At 71.7% G+C, this 16,598-nt stretch carries 14 protein-coding genes and 1 pseudogene; 6 read left to right on the top strand and 9 right to left on the bottom strand.

The annotated features are described in order from the left end of the window. Window positions 1–23: 23 nt before the first annotated feature. The gene (locus NEH16_RS00690; RefSeq protein ID WP_276104770.1) at window positions 24–863 is read right to left on the bottom strand and encodes a hypothetical protein; all 840 of its coding nucleotides are present in this window, start codon (window positions 861–863) and stop codon (window positions 24–26) included. Continuing rightward, complete coding sequence (locus NEH16_RS00685) at window positions 860–2,113, bottom strand: glycosyltransferase family 4 protein (RefSeq protein WP_265538453.1); 1,254 nt, start codon at window positions 2,111–2,113, stop codon at window positions 860–862. Before NEH16_RS00685 ends, NEH16_RS00690 begins: the two co-directional genes overlap by 4 nt. A 399-nt stretch (window positions 2,114–2,512) precedes the next feature. Here NEH16_RS00685 and NEH16_RS00680 point away from each other — a divergent pair, with 399 nt between their 5' ends. Both NEH16_RS00680 and NEH16_RS00675 read left to right on the top strand, forming a co-directional pair. Then, a complete protein-coding gene (locus tag NEH16_RS00680) occupies window positions 2,513–3,259 on the top strand; it encodes a class I SAM-dependent methyltransferase (RefSeq protein ID WP_265538452.1) in 747 nt (248 codons plus the stop codon). Between the two features lie 48 nt (window positions 3,260–3,307). Continuing rightward, window positions 3,308–4,048 (top strand): class I SAM-dependent methyltransferase, encoded by a 741-nt coding sequence (locus NEH16_RS00675; RefSeq protein WP_265538451.1) that lies wholly within the window; start codon window positions 3,308–3,310, stop codon window positions 4,046–4,048. A gap of 161 nt (window positions 4,049–4,209) precedes the next feature. On the opposite strand, the gene NEH16_RS00670 is transcribed toward NEH16_RS00675, so the two are convergent. Next, the gene (locus NEH16_RS00670) at window positions 4,210–4,824 is read right to left on the bottom strand and encodes a GNAT family N-acetyltransferase (protein ID WP_265538450.1); all 615 of its coding nucleotides are present in this window, start codon (window positions 4,822–4,824) and stop codon (window positions 4,210–4,212) included. Between the two features lie 172 nt (window positions 4,825–4,996). Here NEH16_RS00670 and NEH16_RS00665 point away from each other — a divergent pair, with 172 nt between their 5' ends. After that, the gene (locus tag NEH16_RS00665; RefSeq protein WP_265538449.1) at window positions 4,997–5,125 is read left to right on the top strand and encodes a hypothetical protein; all 129 of its coding nucleotides are present in this window, start codon (window positions 4,997–4,999) and stop codon (window positions 5,123–5,125) included. A 53-nt stretch (window positions 5,126–5,178) separates the two neighbouring features. Continuing rightward, window positions 5,179–6,045, top strand: coding sequence for a hypothetical protein (locus NEH16_RS00660; RefSeq protein ID WP_265538448.1), 867 nt, complete (start codon window positions 5,179–5,181; stop codon window positions 6,043–6,045). Between the two features lie 20 nt (window positions 6,046–6,065). On the opposite strand, the gene NEH16_RS00655 is transcribed toward NEH16_RS00660, so the two are convergent. Together NEH16_RS00655 and NEH16_RS00650 are read right to left on the bottom strand one after the other, a co-directional pair. Beyond that, complete coding sequence (locus NEH16_RS00655; protein WP_265538447.1) at window positions 6,066–6,560, bottom strand: hypothetical protein; 495 nt, start codon at window positions 6,558–6,560, stop codon at window positions 6,066–6,068. Further along, a complete protein-coding gene (locus NEH16_RS00650) occupies window positions 6,550–6,954 on the bottom strand; it encodes a Rid family hydrolase (RefSeq protein ID WP_265538446.1) in 405 nt (134 codons plus the stop codon). Before NEH16_RS00650 ends, NEH16_RS00655 begins: the two co-directional genes overlap by 11 nt. Window positions 6,955–7,129: 175 nt before the next feature. On the opposite strand from NEH16_RS00650, the gene NEH16_RS00645 reads away from it, so the two are divergent. Together NEH16_RS00645 and NEH16_RS00640 are read left to right on the top strand one after the other, a co-directional pair. Further along, window positions 7,130–8,116: a phosphotransferase family protein gene (locus tag NEH16_RS00645; protein WP_265538445.1), complete on the top strand. Its 987-nt coding sequence runs from the start codon at window positions 7,130–7,132 to the stop codon at window positions 8,114–8,116. Next, window positions 8,113–9,474: an MATE family efflux transporter gene (locus tag NEH16_RS00640; protein ID WP_265538444.1), complete on the top strand. Its 1,362-nt coding sequence runs from the start codon at window positions 8,113–8,115 to the stop codon at window positions 9,472–9,474. Before NEH16_RS00645 ends, NEH16_RS00640 begins: the two co-directional genes overlap by 4 nt. On the opposite strand, the gene NEH16_RS00635 is transcribed toward NEH16_RS00640, so the two are convergent. The 4 genes and pseudogenes from NEH16_RS00635 to NEH16_RS00620 all read right to left on the bottom strand — a co-directional run bounded on the left by NEH16_RS00635 (window position 9,455) and on the right by NEH16_RS00620 (window position 16,585). Beyond that, window positions 9,455–10,075 (bottom strand): TetR/AcrR family transcriptional regulator, encoded by a 621-nt coding sequence (locus NEH16_RS00635; RefSeq protein WP_265538443.1) that lies wholly within the window; start codon window positions 10,073–10,075, stop codon window positions 9,455–9,457. The genes NEH16_RS00640 and NEH16_RS00635 overlap by 20 nt on opposite strands. Window positions 10,076–10,165: 90 nt before the next feature. Then, window positions 10,166–13,182 (bottom strand): annotated as a pseudogene (locus NEH16_RS00630) (alpha-mannosidase). Window positions 13,183–13,223: 41 nt separating this feature from the next. Further along, the gene (locus NEH16_RS00625; protein WP_265538442.1) at window positions 13,224–15,275 is read right to left on the bottom strand and encodes an endo-beta-N-acetylglucosaminidase; all 2,052 of its coding nucleotides are present in this window, start codon (window positions 15,273–15,275) and stop codon (window positions 13,224–13,226) included. 56 nt (window positions 15,276–15,331) lie between these two features. After that, the gene (locus NEH16_RS00620; protein ID WP_265538441.1) at window positions 15,332–16,585 is read right to left on the bottom strand and encodes a glycoside hydrolase 5 family protein; all 1,254 of its coding nucleotides are present in this window, start codon (window positions 16,583–16,585) and stop codon (window positions 15,332–15,334) included. Between the last annotated feature and the right edge of the window lie 13 nt (window positions 16,586–16,598).

Here is a 16,598-nt window from a genome sequence, read left to right as displayed (position 1 = left end):
AACTCACCGGAGCGCGGGCATCTTCACGAACGCCGCGGTGTGACCTCCACGGAGAGGTCGTTGTCGAGGGTGTAGTACGGGCGCACCGACACCCCGCCCAGCGTGGTGGCCGGGTAGACGAACACCGTCTTCCGGTCCGCGACATCGTCCAGCAGCCGGGCGACCCGCACCCGGGGCGCACCGGCGCGGGGCTGGACGAACACGTCCCAGACCGCCGGTGCGCCGCCCGCCCCGTCCGCCAGGAGGTCCGCGTAATCGACCGTGAACGAGAAGTCCCGGCCACCCTCGACGGCCAGTGCGCCCCGCGCCACGGCGGACCCTCGGCCGCGCCGCACCAGCGACACCTCCGCGCCCTCGCCGAGCCCGGCACCGTACAGCCGCGCCGACACCGTCATCGCGCCGGATCCGACGGTGATCCGGCCGGCCTCCGCGTGCGCGGCGCGCCGCCAGGCCCGTATGGCGAGCCGGCCGTCCTTGGTGGCGTACGGGATCCGGACCGCCAGGGGGGCGTCCCGTACAGCGCCCTCGCCCGGCATCAGCCCGCGCAGATCGCGCAGGCCGGGCAGCAACGGCACGCGCTCCTCGTCCGGCCCGGTCACGACATAGGCGTCCCAGCGGCCTTCCTCAAGGACGGCATCGGACTCCAGCACCGTCTGCCACTCGTTCCGCCCCGCAGGCTCCAGTACGAGAGAGCGGCCGGCCTCCGCCGCCCGCCCCTTCTTCGGGCGCGGCTGAAGCAACAGCCGCGGCTGCGCCGAGGCGGGCAGCGGCAGCCGGACGCGTACGAGCAGACGCCCTCCGTCCCGCACGGTCACCGCGCCACGAGGTTTCTCCGTCAGCCCGCTCACGCCGTCACCACTCATCGCCGGGCCTTCCGCGCGGCCCTCACGACCCTGCCGGCCGCGATGAGCATGGTGTCCCTGGCCGCGAAACCGCTGCTCGCCAGGGCGCGTCGCGTGCCGGTCACCGTCCGGCCCTCACGCCGGGCGGACAGCAGCTCCTCGAACAGCCGCTCCGCCCGGGCCACGACGGTCGCGGGGCCGTAACGCCGGGAATTCTCCAGCGCGTTACGCCCCATGCGGCGGCGCAGCTCGTCGTCGCGGACGAGGTCCAGCAGGGCGCCGGCCAACGCGTCCCGGTCTCCGACGGGCACCAGTCGGCCGTCCTCCCCGTCGGCGATGATCTCGCCGGGGCCGTACGGGCAGTCAGTGCTCACGACCGGCAAACCGCAGCGCATCGCCTCCACGATGGTCATGCCGAAGGACTCGAAATCCGAGGTCACCGCCGCGATCGACCCCTTGACCCACTCGGCCTCCATCGGGCTCGCGGCGCCCATCAGGAAGACGTTGTTGTACAACCCGAGCCGGTCGATGAGCGCGCGCAGCGGCTCCCGTTCCTCGCCCCGGCCGTAGATGCGCAACTGCCAGTCGGGATACGCCGCCGCGACCGCGGAGAAGGCATCGATCAGCAGGTCGAACCGCTTCACCGGCGCCAGCCGCCCGGCGGCGACCACGATGCGCCCCCTGCTGTCCGCCGGAGCGAGGGCCGGGGCGGGGACACTGTTGGGAAGCGCCTCCACCCGTACACCCGGCAGCCGCATCTTGCGCCGGTAGACGGCCGAGTCGGCCTCCGTGACAGGGGTGATCGCGTCCAGCCGCGGATACGCGCGGCGCAGCGCCCTGCGTAACCGCGGAGGGTGGTGGTCGAGCGCGAGATGCTCCTGCCCGACCCGCACCGACCGCGCCGGCGCGTGGAGCGCCAGGTGGACATTGAGCCCGGGGCGCGTCCCCACGACGACATCGGCGTCGAGCGAGGTCAGCGCCTTGCCGAGGCGTTCATCGGTGAGCGCGCTGTACTCGCCGTAGCGGTACTCGGAGGAGGGAAACACCTTCGCCGGTGCGAGGTGTCGCGGGTCGTCCTTCTCGTGCCGCAGATCCACCAGGGGGCGTAACCGCACCCGCGGATCGAGTGCGATGCTGGGCCGTTCCCTGTTCCGCAGCACGGAGATGATCTCCACATCGTGCCGATCGGCCAGTGCGCCTGCCAGGTTGAACGTGGTGGTGATCGTCCCTCCGATCGCGTACGCGTTGTGGATGAGGAATGAGATTCGCATGCAGTACAGGACGGTCGGCCCGTACGGAAGGTTGCCCGCACGACGGCCTGCCGTGCCCGGAACGGTCACTGGGGCCGGATCGGCTGCGTGAGGTTCACCGGGTTGCCGCCGCTGACCGATCCTCCCAGCGCCTCCACCCGCCCGAGCGTCGCGTCGACGTCGTGGGCGGTGAGGATGACTGGCGTCCTATCGGATTCGTCCGCCCGGCGCGGCCCGGGACAGCCCCTTCCAGGCGCCCGGTGCACTGCTCACCGGGCCCGCGGCCGGGGCGGGCGGTGGAGTGGCGGTGGGGGCCGCGTAGGGCCGTAGCGGGGCGTTCCGGCTGTTGGCGCACATGGGGTGACCTGGTCTTTTGTCGTTGGGGCTCCTAGGGTCGGACGTGATCGAAAGGGGGCCCGGATGGACCGGACCGTGCGTACCGTCGAGGATGTTCTCGCACTCCTGGACGAGTTGTTCGTCTCCGAAGACGGGAGCGGCCCGTTGGCGGCCGGGGACGGAAAGGAATTCTGGGACCGGTTCTACGCCGACAGGTCGAAACCCGTCCCGTTCTTCCCGGCGAAGCCGGACGAGAGCCTGGCCGGCTACCTCGATCAGGGCCTGGTCGCGCCCGGGGGGCGGGCCCTGGATCTGGGATGCGGGGCCGGGCGCAACGCCTTGTACCTGGCTTCGCGGGGCTTCGAGGTGGACGCCGTGGACCTCTCCCCGGTGGCCCTCGCCTGGGCCCGGGAGCGCGCGGCCGACGCGGGGGCGGAAGCCCGCTTCGTGTGCGGCGACGTGTTCACCCTGGCGGCCACGGAGCTGAGCGGACCGTACGACCTGGTCGTGGACTCGGGATGCTTCCACCACCTGCCACCGCACCGCAGGGTGAGCTATCTCGACCTGCTCGACCGTGTCCTGGCCCCGGGCGGCCACCTCGCTCTGACCTGCTTCGCGGCCGGTGAGGACGGAATGGGCTCCGAGGTCGCCGACGCGGACCTGTACCGCCAACGGCGGCTGCACGGCGGCCTCGCCTACACCCCTGAATCGCTGCGCCGGATCTTCTCCGACCTCGTGGAGGTCGAACTGCGTCGCATGCGGGTCGAGCCTCCCGAGTCGCCCCTGTTCGGCGCGGGCTTCCTGTGGACGGCCCTGTTCCGTACTGCCTAGCGCCCAACCACGTTGACCGGCTCCGGCGGCTGGTGCTTGGGTCGGTACGTGGACAGCATCTCCGGCAACAGGCGGTTCTGGAATCAGATCAGCGGCGCCTACCAGCAGAAACACGACGCGCGGATCGGCGCGACGCCCCGCCTGTGGGGCACGTACGCGATCCCCGACACGCACCTGCGGGTGCTGGGCGACGTCACCGGCAAGCGCGTCCTGGAACTCGGCTGCGGCGCCGGCCAGTGGTCCAGGGCGCTCGCCGCCGAGGGGGCCTCGGTGGTCGGGTTCGACCTGTCCGAAGAGCAACTCGCCGCGGCGGCGCGCGCGATGGGGACGGCGCGCTACCCGCTGGTGCAGGGCGCCGCCGAGCACCTCCCGTTCGCCGCCGGCAGCTTCGACCTGGTGTTCTGCGACTACGGCGGGCTCAGCTGGGCACCCCCGCACCTGGCCGTACCGCAGGCCGCGCGCGTACTGCGGCGCGGTGGGCGTTTGGTGTTCAACGTGGCCAGCCCCTGGTTCGAAGCCTGCTACGACGAAGCCGCCGGCCGCGCGACGACGACGCTGCGACAGGACTACTTCGGCCTGGACACCATCGACGAGGACCAGGGAGCGGTCAGCTACCAGCTCACCTACGGCGACTGGATCAGGGTCCTGCGCGGCGCGGGTCTTGTCATCGACGACCTCATCGAACCACGACCGGCCCCCGAAGCGGCCAACGGCTACAACAAGACCGACCCACCCGACTGGGCCCACCACTGGCCGGCGGAAGCGCTCTGGGTGACCCACAAACCGTAATCCCCACCGCAGCCTCCGCGTCGGGCCAGGACCGCATCCCAGGCCGGGAGTTCGGAGGCGGTGACATTGCTGCGGATGCCCGGGTCCGCCCGCCGGGCCGGGACAGCTGACTGCCCGTCTCGCCCCAGGCATCCACGGGCAGCACCCGGTCCCGGTGACCTTCACTCCGGGGAAGATCCCCTCTTCCCCCGCGTGGCCCCAGAAGCGTGGCTCCGCAGAGCATCCGCCCTCACGGCGGAGTCGCCAGGCAGCAAGGAGAACAGAACGAGGTCGACCCGGCCGTCGTGCACGAAGCCCGCATTGCGCAGGATGCCTTCGCGGCGGAATCCGGCGCTGATGGCGACCTTCTGAGACGAGATGTTGCCGGTGGCGGCTCGTAGCTCCAGCCGCTGGAACTGCTGCTCCGTCAGAAGCCACCGCGCCACTGCCCGCGTAGCTTCAGTCGCGAAGCCCTTTCCGCGAGCCCATGGAGAGATCCAGTATCCGACCTCGCTCGTACGGGCCCGCCAATCGGTCTTCTTCAGGCCGACGGTGCCCATGAGCCGTCCGGTGGGCAAGTCGGTGACGGCGAAGTGGATGCCGTCACCGGATTCACGGAGGGCCGGGGCCACTGTCGTGCACCAGGAGGTGGCGTCGTCCAGGGTGTAGGGCTGGGGGAGTGGCAGCCACTGCTGGATGAGCGAATCCGAGCAACTTGCCTGGGTGTCGGGGATGTCGCTGCTGCCGAACGGGCGAAGGAGCAGCCGTTCGGTATGCAGCACCGTCTCGGGAAACATGTCCCTCCGGGGTATCGACACGCCGGGGCTCGATCGATCGGGGCCCTTCCGTCACAAGCACCGTAACGCCCCGTCGAACGGGCCGGCCGTCCCCTCGGCGGCGTGCGAGGGGTGTCCCCGTGACGCTACTGGACGGTAATCTTCGGATCCGTCCGCGACCCGGGGGAGTGGCATGGACGCCGTCACCGAGCACCAGAGGACCCGCGACGCCCCGCCGCGCCCCTACGACTGCCGGATGCGGGCGGGCGGCCGCAGACCCTGGCCGGCCATGCGCCGCGGGCAACTCGTCGCCAGTCCCTGATCAGCCTTCGACGCACCATGTACACCTCCGAGCGAAAGCGGACCGACACCACCATGACCGAGAACACCGGTGAACCCATGGACCGGAGTGCGACCGGCACGTCGAGCGGTGCGGTGTGGCTCAAAGGGGCCCTGCTGGACATCGCGTCGGTGGTGCGCCCGGACCGCGGCCCGACGGTCGTCCGCGAGTGGAGTGACTCCGTACGGCTCCTCGACCCCGAACCGGTGGGATTCCGCTCGCTGTTCCTCATCGGGATGAGCTGGGACGGCCGCCCCGCGCTTTCGAAGTTCGGCGCGACCTTGACCGCCTTCACAGAGGCGGGCTGGGACGTACACCCAGACGCGACGGACCAGGACGGGGAGAGTTGGGCGACGGCCCGGCACGAGCAGTTCGAGGTGAGGGTGTACGAAGGCAGCGGGACCGGGCTCGTGACGCTCACCGGGTGGACGCCCGTGGTGTACCCCGAACTCCGGCTCGGGCAACCGCCCTTCACGCGCAGCACGGCCGGTGGTGTCCTCTGCTACGACTGCCACGGCTGGGGTGTGTGCCTGACCTGCGAGGGCCGCCCGTACGAGAGGCGTGACCAACGATGCTGGTGCATCGCGAACAACGCCGGTCCCGGCAAGTGCGTGGAGTGCGCGGGCAGGGGACTCCGCAGTCCCGCGACCGTGCCGTGGTGGCGGCCGCAGCACCCGCTGCACGGTGCGGATATGGACTGCGCGGCGCCCGAAGCGGGGCACGCAACCGCCTTGTCCGCTCTCTCGGACGTCGCTCAACGGGCCTGCGTCTGCGGAGAGTTCCGCTGCTCCTGGCGCAACGTCCTCGAGGAGGAGGGCGGCCGCCTCCTCGCCCGCTTCGTGGGCGCCTGCCAGGGGTGCGACGTACGGCGCACCCATACGTTCACACTCGCCCGGTCTTGACCACGGTCCCGGCGGGACCGTCACACGCCAAGTTCCTCACACAGCTCGACGTACGCGTCAAGGTATTCCGGGTTGTGCCGGAACCCGGTCAGGCCGATCACCTCGAACTCATCCATCGTGCCGGTCGCCCGTACGCCGAGGGCGGCCAGCGCTTGATTGATGGATGCCCGCTCGGGCGTCAACCGCTCCTCACCGTCGAACGCGACAGCACCCTGGTCACCGACCCCGCCGAAGTAGTTCGTCTCGATGATCGCGAACCGCCGCCTGTCCGTAACCGTCACCTCGCAGACGAGGTCACGCAGCACCGCTTCTGTCGGAAACACGAGGGAAAGGCCCTCGGGCAGATCGAGCAACGCACTGTTTCCGCGCTTCGCCGCCCAGTACGCGGAGAAGTAGTGGTTGATCGGAAACACGCTGACGCCCTCATGAACGAGCACGGCCCGAAGGCCCACGGAGTGGGCCTTCGACGCATCGACCTGCCCGGCTACGACGAGTGCACAGATCTCATGAGACATGCCCGCATGCTACGGCTTCGATCTCGATGAGCATGTCCGGATCGGACAGCGCGCTGACCTCCGCCAGCAAGCTGGTCGGCCGGCAGCCCACGGCCGCGAGTCCGTCCAGGAGCACGTCGTAATGCGCCTTGCACGAAGCGAGGTCGGTGGTGACGATCCGGATCTGCACCACGTCGCCCATCGTCATCCCCGCCTCTGCCACGGTTTCACCCAACCGCCGCAGCGTCAGCCGCATCTGACCGGCCATGTCACCGCGGTGGGCGATGCGGCCGTCGTCGTCCCGGGCTTCGTGTCCGGAGAGGAACAGCCAACTGCGTGGTTCGTCCACGCGGACGGCTCGGTTGTACATCAGCCGCTCGCCCACCATGCGTGGGCCGATCTCATGGGTGGTCATGCCGTTCCCTATACCGGGGTGGACGCCGGTTCAATCAGCGCGGCCGCGTCCAGTCCGCGAGACCACGGCGACCCGGGGGTGTACGGGCGTACGCTCCCTCTGCTATGAATATCGACCAAGTGGTAAGTATTTGATTCCGATGGCGCCGCGGGCAGCCCAATCGAAAGGACCGGGCGTGGAGAGCATCACGAAGAACCGGCAGTCTCCCGACGTACTGCGCGCCATGATCGAGCGCGCCTACGGGCCCGGGCAGGTCCCCACGGGGGAGGGCTGGGCCGACGAGCTGGGGCACGGCTGGTTCAACGTGGCCTACCGCATCCGGCTGCGCGACGGTGCCGACGTCGTCCTGAAGATCGCCCCGCCACCGCACATCGAGGTGATGACCTACGAACGCGGCGCCATGTCGATCGAGCTGAACACGCTGGACCTCATACGCACCCAGACCTCGGTGCCGGTCCCCGAAGTGCACTTCGCCGACCGGAGCCGCGAACTGTGCGACGCCGACTACTTCTTCATGCCGTACATCGACGCCGACAACCTCGGCATCGTCTCCGGTGAACTGCCCGCCGCCGAGCGCGACGCCTTCATGGCACAGCTCGGCGCGGCCAACCGCGAGATCAACTCCATCGGCGGCCCCGGCTTCGGTCCGCTCGCCGGTCCGCACGACACCAGCTGGCGGCGCGTGTTCACCGGCATCGTCGAGGACGTGCTGACCGACGGCGAACGGCGCGGTGTCGACATCGGCTGGGACTACGACACCGTGCGCGCCGTGATCACCGAGCACGCCGCAAGCCTCGACGAAGTGACCGAACCCCGCCTGGTCGAGTGGGACCTGTGGGACAGCAACGTCATGGTCCGCGACGGCCGCATCGCCTGCGTCATCGACCACGAACGCGCCTTCTACGGAGACCCGCTGATCGAGGCGGGCTTCACCGGCACCCAGCTGTCCGCCTTCGGCGACCCGGCACCCTTCATGCGCGGCTACGGCCACCCGGAACTCACCGCCACCCAGCAGGTGCGCCGCCGCCTGTACTGCCTCCACCTCATGCTGATCATGGTCATCGAGACCGTGTACCGAGGCCACACCGACACCAAGCAGTACGACTTCGCCCGCCCCCTCCTCGACGAAGCGATGGCACTGCTCGGCCGCACCCGCCGATGACACCCCGGCCCACCACCCCCGCACCCGCCGACCACACCACCCGCCTCGGCACCGAACCGGTGGGCCGACTGCTCTGGCGAGCCTGCACCCAGACCACCGCCGCCGTCGGCGTCTACGGCATCTACGCCCTGACCAACGCCTGGTTCGTCGGCCACGGCGTGGGCGACACCGCGATGGCCGCGGTCAACCTGGCCGCCCCGCTCCTCCTGCTGCTCGGCGCGGTGTCCACCACCGTCGGCGCCGGTGGCGCCTCGCTGATCTCCCGCGCCCTGGGCGCGGGGGACCGGCAGGCCGCCGCCCGCGCGGCGGGCAACTCCTTCACCCTCTTCTGGTCCTGTGCCGCGGCCACCACCGTGCTCGGCCTGACCTTCCTCGACCCCCTCCTCGCCCTGCTGGGGGCCCACGGCGAGCTACGGGACAGCGCACGCCCCTACGCCGTCGTGCTGCTGTGCGGGGCACTCGTCTCCACCGGCTTCTCCAGCCTGGTGCGCGCCGAGGGGCGGATGGGCTACTCGACCCTCCTGTGGCTCGTCCCCGTCGCCGTCCAGATCACGCTCGACCCCCTGCTGATCTTCGGGCTCGGCATGGGGGTACGCGGCGCCGCCCTCGGCACCGTCGGCGGCCAGGCCGTCTCCGCGGCGATGAGCCTCTGGTTCTTCTTCGGCCGGAGCGACCGCCCCTACCGCGTCGCCCCGCGCGACCTGTTGCCCCACGGTCCGACCCTGCGGGCCCTCCTCGGCATCGGCCTGCCCTCGTTCCTGGCCGGAACGGGCGTCACCCTCCTGGCCGTCCTCGTCAACGCCACCCTCGCCGCCACCGGGTCCGCCGTCGCGCTGGCCGCGTACGCCGTCTGCGCCCGCCTGCAAACCTTCGCGATGATGCCCCACACCGGCATCAGCCAGGGCCTTCAGCCCATCGCCGGCTACAACACCGGCCGCGGCCTGACCAGCCGGGCCCTGCGCGCGCGCAACCTCGCGCTGCTCGCCTCCCTGCTCTACGGACTGCTCACCGCGGCCGTTCTCGCCCTGCTGGCCGAACCCCTCGCCGGCCTCTTCCTCCACGACCCCGCCGCCGTCACCACCGCCGGCCGGGCCCTGCGGATCATCGCCCTGGGCCTGACCGTCGCCGGGATCGGGCCCCTGGTGGCGGCCTACTCCCAGTCCCTCGGCCGCCCGGCGCCCGCCTACCTGATGTCCATCGGCACCCTGCTCCTGGTCAAGGTCCCCCTGATCGTCGCCCTCGGCCGACTGGGCACCGGCGGCGTCTGGGCGGGACTGGCCACCGGCGAACTGGCCACCGCCGCCGTCGCCCTGGTACTTCTCCGGCGGCTGAGCCCCCCTACTCCAACGGCTCCTTGAGGAGCTGCTGCACGAACGCCCGCAGGACCCCGGCCATGTCCACCTCATCAGGACTCGTCAGCCACTGCACCTGCAACCCGTCCATCAGCGCCACGAGGCCCACGGCCGCGGTCCGGGCATCGACCCCGTCCCGCAACGCACCCTGCACGGCCAGCTCCTCCAGCGCGCGGTGCGCATAGGAGCGGACCATCTCGTAGTGCCGCTCGAAGTAGCCGTGCGCCGGATGATCCCCGGGGGTCGCCTCGGCCGCCAGCCGTACGTACAACTCGACCATCCCCGCATGACCGGCGTTGCGGCCGGCCAGGTCCAGCAGATGCAGCATCGCGTCCCGGGGCGAGGACACCACCGGCGCGCTCCGCGCGGCCTCCTCCTCGTCCCGCCGCTCCAGCACCGCGGCCAACAACGCCTCACGGCTGGGGAAGTAGTACATCAACCCCACATGACTGATCCCGGCCCGCTTCGCGATCTCCCGCAACGAGGCACCGCGATACCCCACATCCCCGTACACCTCGGCCGCCGTCGCCACGATCTGCTCCCGACGCGCACGCCCCTTCGCGTAACCGCCCGAGGACCCGGACCCCTTGGACTCACCAGCAGACATGCGCCCATCATCGCAGCAGAGGGGGAGGGGCGGCGCCCAGCCGGTGCACCGGCTGGGCGCCGCCCCTCCCCGAGGAACCCTGCCTCGGCGTCAGCCGCGCGCGAACCTCAGCGTCACCAGCTCGAACGGCCGCAAAGACAACCGCACGCCCTCCTCGTCGCTCTCCGGTGCCGGGGCGTCGGACAGCGGTCGCTCCAGCAGGTCCGTCGCCACGGCACCGGAGGCGCGGAAGCCGGTGGTCAGGGTGGTCTTCGCCCGGCCGCCCGTCGACTCGTAGAGCCGTACGACGACGTCGCCGCTGCCGTCGTCCGCCAGCTTGACCGCGCTCACCACGACCGCGTCGTTGCCGACGGCCACCAGCGGCGCCACCTCGTGCTCACCGGTGATCCGGCGCTCCGGCAGGTTGACCCGGAAGCCCTCGCGGACCGCGTCGCCGACCGCCGCGCCGGGCACCAGCGCGTGCCGGAAGCGGTGCACGCCCTGGTCGGTCTCCGGGTCGGGGAAGCGCGGCGCGCGCAGCAGGGAGACCCGCACGGTGGTGGTCGTCCCGGCGTCCGACTCCCGGACGGTGCGCGTGACGTCGTGACCGTACGTCGAGTCGTTGACGAGGGCGACGCCCCAGCCCGGCTCCTCCAGGTGGACGAAGCGGTGGTTGCACGCCTCGAACTTGGCCGCCTCCCAGCTGGTGTTCGTGTGCGTCGGCCGGTAGAAGTGCCCGAACTGGGTCTCGGAGGCGTACCGCTCGGCGTGCACGTCCAGCGGGAACGCGGCCTTGAGGAACTTCTCCGTCTCGTGCCAGTCCACCTCGGTGTCGATGTCGAGCCGCTTGGCGCCCGGCTCAAGCGTGAGCAGCTGGGTCACCTTCGAGTCCCCGAAGCCGCGTACGACTCGCACGCCGCCGGCCACCGGGGCCAGCTCGTCCACATCCGTCAGGTCCGTGACCGTGTTGCGGTAGAACGCGTCGACGTCCCACGCGTCCCACATGTTCGGGAAGTCGGGGTGGATCTGGAGGAGGTTCGCGGCCGCGCCCGGTGCCACTGTCTCCCGGTCCGCGGCGATGTCGTACGCCGAGACGACCAGGCCCCGCCCGTCGATCTCCACCCGGAGCAGGCCGTTGTCGAGCACAAAGCCGCCGCCCTCGCGCGGGGCGGGCTCGGTGGTCTCGGCCGTCGCGGCGACGGCCGCCGCTCCGGCGGGAACGCCGTCGCGCGCATGCGGCGCGGCGTTGAACACGAGGGCCCGCCCGCCCGCCGGGTCACCGGCCAGCGCACGCTGCGCGGCATCGATGATGCCGGTCAGCTCCCCGGCGACGGCCGCGTACGTCTTCTCCGCCTCACGGTGCACCCAGGCGATCGAGGAGCCGGGCAGGATGTCGTGGAACTGGTGCAGCAGCACCGTCTTCCAGATCCGGTCCAGCTGCTCGTACGGGTAGGCGAAGCCGGCCCGCACGGCGGCGGTGGCGGCCCACAGCTCGGCCTCGCGGAGCAGGTGTTCGCTGCGACGGTTGCCCTGCTTGGTCTTCGCCTGGCTGGTGAGTGTCGCGCGGTGCAGCTCCAGGTAGAGCTCGCCGACCCAGACCGGAGGGTTGGCGTACTCCGCCTCGGCCTTGGTGAAGAACTCCGTGGGCGTCTCCCACGTCACCGTCGCCGAGCCCTCCAGGCTGCGCAGCCGGGCCGCCTTGGCGATCATCTCGCGGGTCGTGCCGCCGCCCCCGTCGCCCCAGCCGGTCGGTGCGAGGGAGTGCTGGGCGACGCCCTTGTCCTTGAAGTTCGTCGCCGCGTGGGCGATCTCGCTGCCCTTCATCGAGCAGTTGTACGTGTCGACGGGCGGGAAGTGCGTGAAGATCCGGGTGCCGTCGATGCCCTCCCAGTTGAAGGTGTGGTGCGGGAACTTGTTGGTCTGGCTCCACGAGATCTTCTGCGTGAGCAGCCACTTGGAGCCCGCCGCCTTGATGATCTGCGGCAGACCGGCCGCGAACCCGAACGTGTCCGGCAGCCACGCCTCGTCGTTCTCGATGCCGAACTCGTCGAGGAAGAACCGCTTGCCGTGCACGAACTGCCGGGCCATCGCCTCGGACCCCGGCATGTTCGTGTCGGACTCGACCCACATGCCGCCGGACGGCACGAACCGGCCCTCCGCGACCGCCGCCTTGACCTTCGCGTAGACCTCGGGCGGTGCTCCTTGATCCAGGCGAACTGCTGGGCCTGCGACATCGCGAAGACGAAGTCCGGCTCGTCCTCCAGCAGGGCGGTCATGTTGGACGTCGTACGGGCCACCTTGCGGACCGTCTCGCGCAGCGGCCACAGCCAGGCGGAGTCGATGTGGGCGTGGCCGACCGCGCTGATGCGGTGGGCGGAGGGCGCGGCGGGCGTCGCGAGGACATCGGCCAGCTCCGCGCGGGCGGCGGCGGCCGTCCCTGCCACGTCCTGGAGGTCGACCGCGTCCAGCGCCCGGCCGACGGCACGCAGGACGTCCCAGCGGCGGGCGCCCTCCACGGGCAGCTCCTGCATCAGCTCACCCAGCACCTCCAGGTCCTGCACCAGGTTCCACACGTCCTCGTCGAAGACGGCGAGGTCCATCCGGGCCAGCGTGTACTGCGGCTCGCTGCCGGCGGTCTCCTTGTCACCCAGCTGCGTCGGCAGGAAGGGGTGGTAGTCGAGGATCACCGGGTTGGACGCCGCCTCGATGTGCAGCAGCACCTCCTCGCCGCCCGCCACCGGGGCGCCCACCCGCACCCACTGGTTGCGCGGATTGAGGCCCTTCACCGGCGTGCCGTCCGGGCGGTAGACGAGGCCCTCGCACTGGAAGCCCGGCATGTTCTCGTCGAAGCCGAGGTCGAGCAGCGCCTCCACGGTCCGGCCCGCCCACGCCTCCGGCACGGTGCCGGAGACCTTGAACCAGGAGGTGCCCCACGGAGCGCCCCACCGGTCGCCGACCGCGATCGGCTCGGTGGGCCCGGCCAGGCCCTCGGCGACGGGGACCGGCTCGCCCGGCGCGTTCCAGACGGCGACGTCCAAGGGGACGGACTCCGGGTAGACGGCGGGCCGGATGCGCTCGTCGAGGACGCGCTTGAGACGGGCTTCGACCAGGCTGCGGTCGTCGTGCATGAGGGTGACTCCGTTGTAGGTGGTGGGTCGGGTGGGGGTGGTTACCAGCGGTGCGCGGTGGAAGCGGCGCCGGAAGTCGTGTACAGCTCGCCCACGGCCCTGACCTGGAAACGAGCGGCTTTCTCGCCCGGTTCCCGGCGCAGGCCGGGCACGAGGAACGCGGTGGAGGCGGTGGCGCCCAGGAAGCGCCGGGTGCCGTCGGGCAGGACGCGGTGCAGTTCGTAGTGGCGCGGGGCACCGGGCGCCCGGTGCCAGCGCAGACGCAGGTCCGTGCCGTCGGCGCCCAGGGACGCCCCGGTGACACGCAGTCCGGTCGGCGCGGCGGTCGTCTCGGCCCGGTCGCGTACGGCCAGCGCACCCAGTCGCCAGCGCACCGGACCGGCCGCGGTCAGGCGCACCCCGAGCGCGCGCACCGTACCGGACAGGGAGTTCAGCCGGAGCGTGGAGGTGGTCCACCCGCTGCCGCCCGCCCGGAGTTCGCCCGCCGGGATGTACGTGTACGCGACCGGGTCGCCCGCCCGGTCCGGCTCGCGCAGGGCGACGGCCAGCTCGACGGTGACCGGACCGGAGCCCGCGTCCGCGCGGTGGGTCAGCTCCACGACCGTGCGCCGCGACAGCGGCAGCCGGGTGCGGTGGAGTTCCACGGTGACCGGGGCGTCGATGTCCCCGGCGACCAGCAGGCTGCTGCCCCCGCGCCAGGCGTCCTCGAAGTCGAAGCCCACGGACGGGCGTCGGCCCTCGGTACGGACGACCCAGCGGCGGCCCGGCAGCCGGTCCTGCACCCCGAGATGGTTCCACTCCGCGTCCGAGGCCACCCGGCCGTTCTCGTACCAGCGCACACCGTGGCCGGTGTTGAACGTGGTGGCGAACGGCAGCCGGTCCACCGTCGAGCGGTCGGCCACCGCCGTCGCGGGAGCCCGCCAGGGGTCCGTACGGTCCGGCCGGGCCGGATCAAGCGACCGCCCGGACCAGAACCGCTGGTCGGCGGCGTGGAACTGAGCGGGAGTACGGTCCTCCGGCAGGTGGCTGCGGGTCCACTCCGGCCGGTAGAAGCCGTAGCCCACGGTGTGCGGGCGGTCCGCCGGAATGATCGCGTCCCAGTCGACCGAGGCGTTCCAGCCGTCGGACTCGACATCGACACCCGCCCACAGGTCGTAGCGGCTGCGCCCGACGGCCTCGGCGTTCTCGGCGGAGGAGGCGAGCGTCCCGGGCGTCCAGCGGAAGTCCACGAACATCGAGTCCCCCTCCCGGAACAGCGCGGCGTTCTCGGCGTTGAGCGCGCCCTGCCAGCCGACCTCGCCCTTCACCGTCATCGCGTCGTACCAGGTGATCCGCAGCCCCGCCGCGTCGCTGCGCGCCCGGAGGTCGGTGACGAAGGCGAGCATCTCGGCGCCGAGCGCGGCGTCCCCGCCCTCGGTCTCGGCGTTGAGGAACCAGCCGTCGAAGCCGTGCGCCATGGCCGCCTCCACCAGCTTCGCGGCCAGCGGGAAGCGCCCTGCCGCGTCGCGCTGCACCAGGTCCCGGGTCCACCGAAGGTCGCCGCCGTGGTGCACGGGCGGCAGGAACACGGTGCCGAGGACGGGCACGCCGTGCCGGTGGGCCGCGTCCACGACCGGGGCGTTCGGCGCCAGGATCAGGCCCTCCCCGGCCGAGCCGCCCCAGAAGACCAGTTCGTCGATGTACGCCCAGTGGTTCATGGCGTAGTAGTCGGCGGTGGCCGAGCCCTGCGACGGGTTGCCCGCGGTGTTCCCGAAGGCCACCAGGGAAGTGATCCGCGCCTGGTCGGTCCGGGCCGTGGTGTTGGCCGGGGCCGGGGTGAAGCGGTCGGCGAGCGGCACGGACGCGGTGTTGAACGGCAGATCGGGATCGGTTTCGGGGCGCCACGCCTTCAGGCTGCGCCAGACGATGCCGTCGCCGGGCGTACCGGCGGGCAGCGAGTCGGGGAACCAGTACGAGGCGCAGGGCCGGTCAGTGGCAGGGGCCGCCGCGTGGGCGGTCGTGGTGAGGCCGGGCGTCAGGAGGGCGGCGGCGGTTCCGGCTCCGGCGAGGACCACCGTGCGGCGGCTGGGGGCGGACGGGTGGCGCTGGATCATGGTGTGCTCCGTATCGTGCGCGGTTCGATTCCGGTGCGGTGCGGGGTGACGTGGGCTCAGCGGACCTCTTCGGGCGTGACGACCTTCGTGATGCCCCGGGCGGCCAAGTGGTCCGGGTCGTCGGCACGGCTCGCGAGGACGGTGGTGGGGCGGACGCCGTCGGCGGTGAGCCGGGCGAACGCTTCGAAGACCGCGCCGCCGGGGGCGCAGACGGAGCGGTGGGGCGCGGTCTCGTCGTCGCCCGTGTCCACGACGAGGGCGGTGGTCCGGGGCGCGGGCCGGTGGGTGCGCCCGCGCCACTCCTCGACGATGCGGGCGATGGTCCGGCCGGCCGGCTTGACCTGGCGGTCGTTGGTGAGCAGCCCGAGGCTGTACTCCAGCTCCGGGAAGTCGGCCAGCGAGCGCGACACGTCGTGGGAGCACCACCAGGTGACGCCCCACACGTCCTCGCAGTCCAGGGCGTTGGCGACGGTCGCCTCGGTGAACGCGGCGGCGTGCTCGGCGGGGATCAGCGGGGCGGGCGCGCCGACCTCCTGGAGCCAGACCGGCCGGTGCGGGTCGAGCGCCCACGCCTTGGAGAGTTCGATGAGGTAGGCGGCGTGGTGCTCGGTGGCGGTGCCGGTACGGCCGTGGCGCTGGGCGGTGCCGTTGAAGACCCAGGAGTGCACGGCGGTGACGGCGCCCTTGCGCGCCGCGTGCGCCGGGGTGAAGGCGTGGTCGTCCTGGTACCAGGCGGCGTCGTACTCGGCGTGCAGGTGGAGCTTGCCCGGCGCCCCCTCCTCGCAGGCATCCAGCATCCGGGTCAGCCAGGCGTCGGCCTGCTCGGGCGTGATGCGGTCCGGGTCGGGGTGCGGGTCGCCGGAGAACTGGTTGATCTCGTTGCCGAGGGTCATCCCGATGAAGTGCGGCCGGTCGGCGAGGGCGGCGGCCAGGGTGCGCAGGTACTCGGCCTGCCCGGCGAGGACGTCCGGGTCGGTGAAGAGGTTGCGCCGGTGCCACGTACCGGTCCAGGCGGGCAGGAAGTCGAAGCTCGACAGGTGGCCCTGGAGCCCGTCCACGTTGACGTCGAGGCCGCGTTCGGCGGCGGCGTCGGCGAGCTGCACGAGCTGCTCGACGGCGCGCGGGCGGATCAGGGTGCGGTTGGGCTGGAAGAGCGGCCAGAGCGGGAAGACCCGGATGTGGTCGAGCCCGAGGCCGGCGATCGAGTCCAGGTCGGCGCGTACGGCGTCGAGGTCGAAGTCCAGCCAGTGGTGGAACCAGTCCTGGCTGGGCGTGTAGTTGGCGCCGAAACGCAAGGGGGAGGTGCTCATACGGAACAGGAGT

Source organism: Streptomyces drozdowiczii (genome assembly GCF_026167665.1).
Taxonomy (GTDB): Bacteria; Actinomycetota; Actinomycetes; order Streptomycetales; family Streptomycetaceae; genus Streptomyces; species Streptomyces drozdowiczii_A.
This window is presented reverse-complemented; position numbering and strand designations above follow the sequence as displayed.

Excerpts from the sequence above, each read along its gene's own strand:
- NEH16_RS00660 (WP_265538448.1), top strand. The coding sequence starts at position 5,179 with ATGACCGAGAACACCGGTGAACCCATGGACCGGAGTGCGACCGGCACG.
- NEH16_RS00680 (WP_265538452.1), top strand. The coding sequence starts at position 2,513 with ATGGACCGGACCGTGCGTACCGTCGAGGATGTTCTCGCACTCCTGGAC.
- NEH16_RS00635 (WP_265538443.1), bottom strand. The coding sequence starts at position 10,075 with ATGTCTGCTGGTGAGTCCAAGGGGTCCGGGTCCTCGGGCGGTTACGCG.
- NEH16_RS00670 (WP_265538450.1), bottom strand. The coding sequence starts at position 4,824 with ATGTTTCCCGAGACGGTGCTGCATACCGAACGGCTGCTCCTTCGCCCG.
- NEH16_RS00620 (WP_265538441.1), bottom strand. The coding sequence starts at position 16,585 with ATGAGCACCTCCCCCTTGCGTTTCGGCGCCAACTACACGCCCAGCCAG.
- NEH16_RS00625 (WP_265538442.1), bottom strand. The coding sequence starts at position 15,275 with ATGATCCAGCGCCACCCGTCCGCCCCCAGCCGCCGCACGGTGGTCCTC.
- NEH16_RS00650 (WP_265538446.1), bottom strand. The coding sequence starts at position 6,954 with ATGACCACCCATGAGATCGGCCCACGCATGGTGGGCGAGCGGCTGATG.
- NEH16_RS00640 (WP_265538444.1), top strand. The coding sequence starts at position 8,113 with ATGACACCCCGGCCCACCACCCCCGCACCCGCCGACCACACCACCCGC.
- NEH16_RS00655 (WP_265538447.1), bottom strand. The coding sequence starts at position 6,560 with ATGTCTCATGAGATCTGTGCACTCGTCGTAGCCGGGCAGGTCGATGCG.
- NEH16_RS00665 (WP_265538449.1), top strand. The coding sequence starts at position 4,997 with ATGGACGCCGTCACCGAGCACCAGAGGACCCGCGACGCCCCGCCGCGC.
- NEH16_RS00690 (WP_276104770.1), bottom strand. The coding sequence starts at position 863 with ATGAGTGGTGACGGCGTGAGCGGGCTGACGGAGAAACCTCGTGGCGCG.
- NEH16_RS00685 (WP_265538453.1), bottom strand. The coding sequence starts at position 2,113 with ATGCGAATCTCATTCCTCATCCACAACGCGTACGCGATCGGAGGGACG.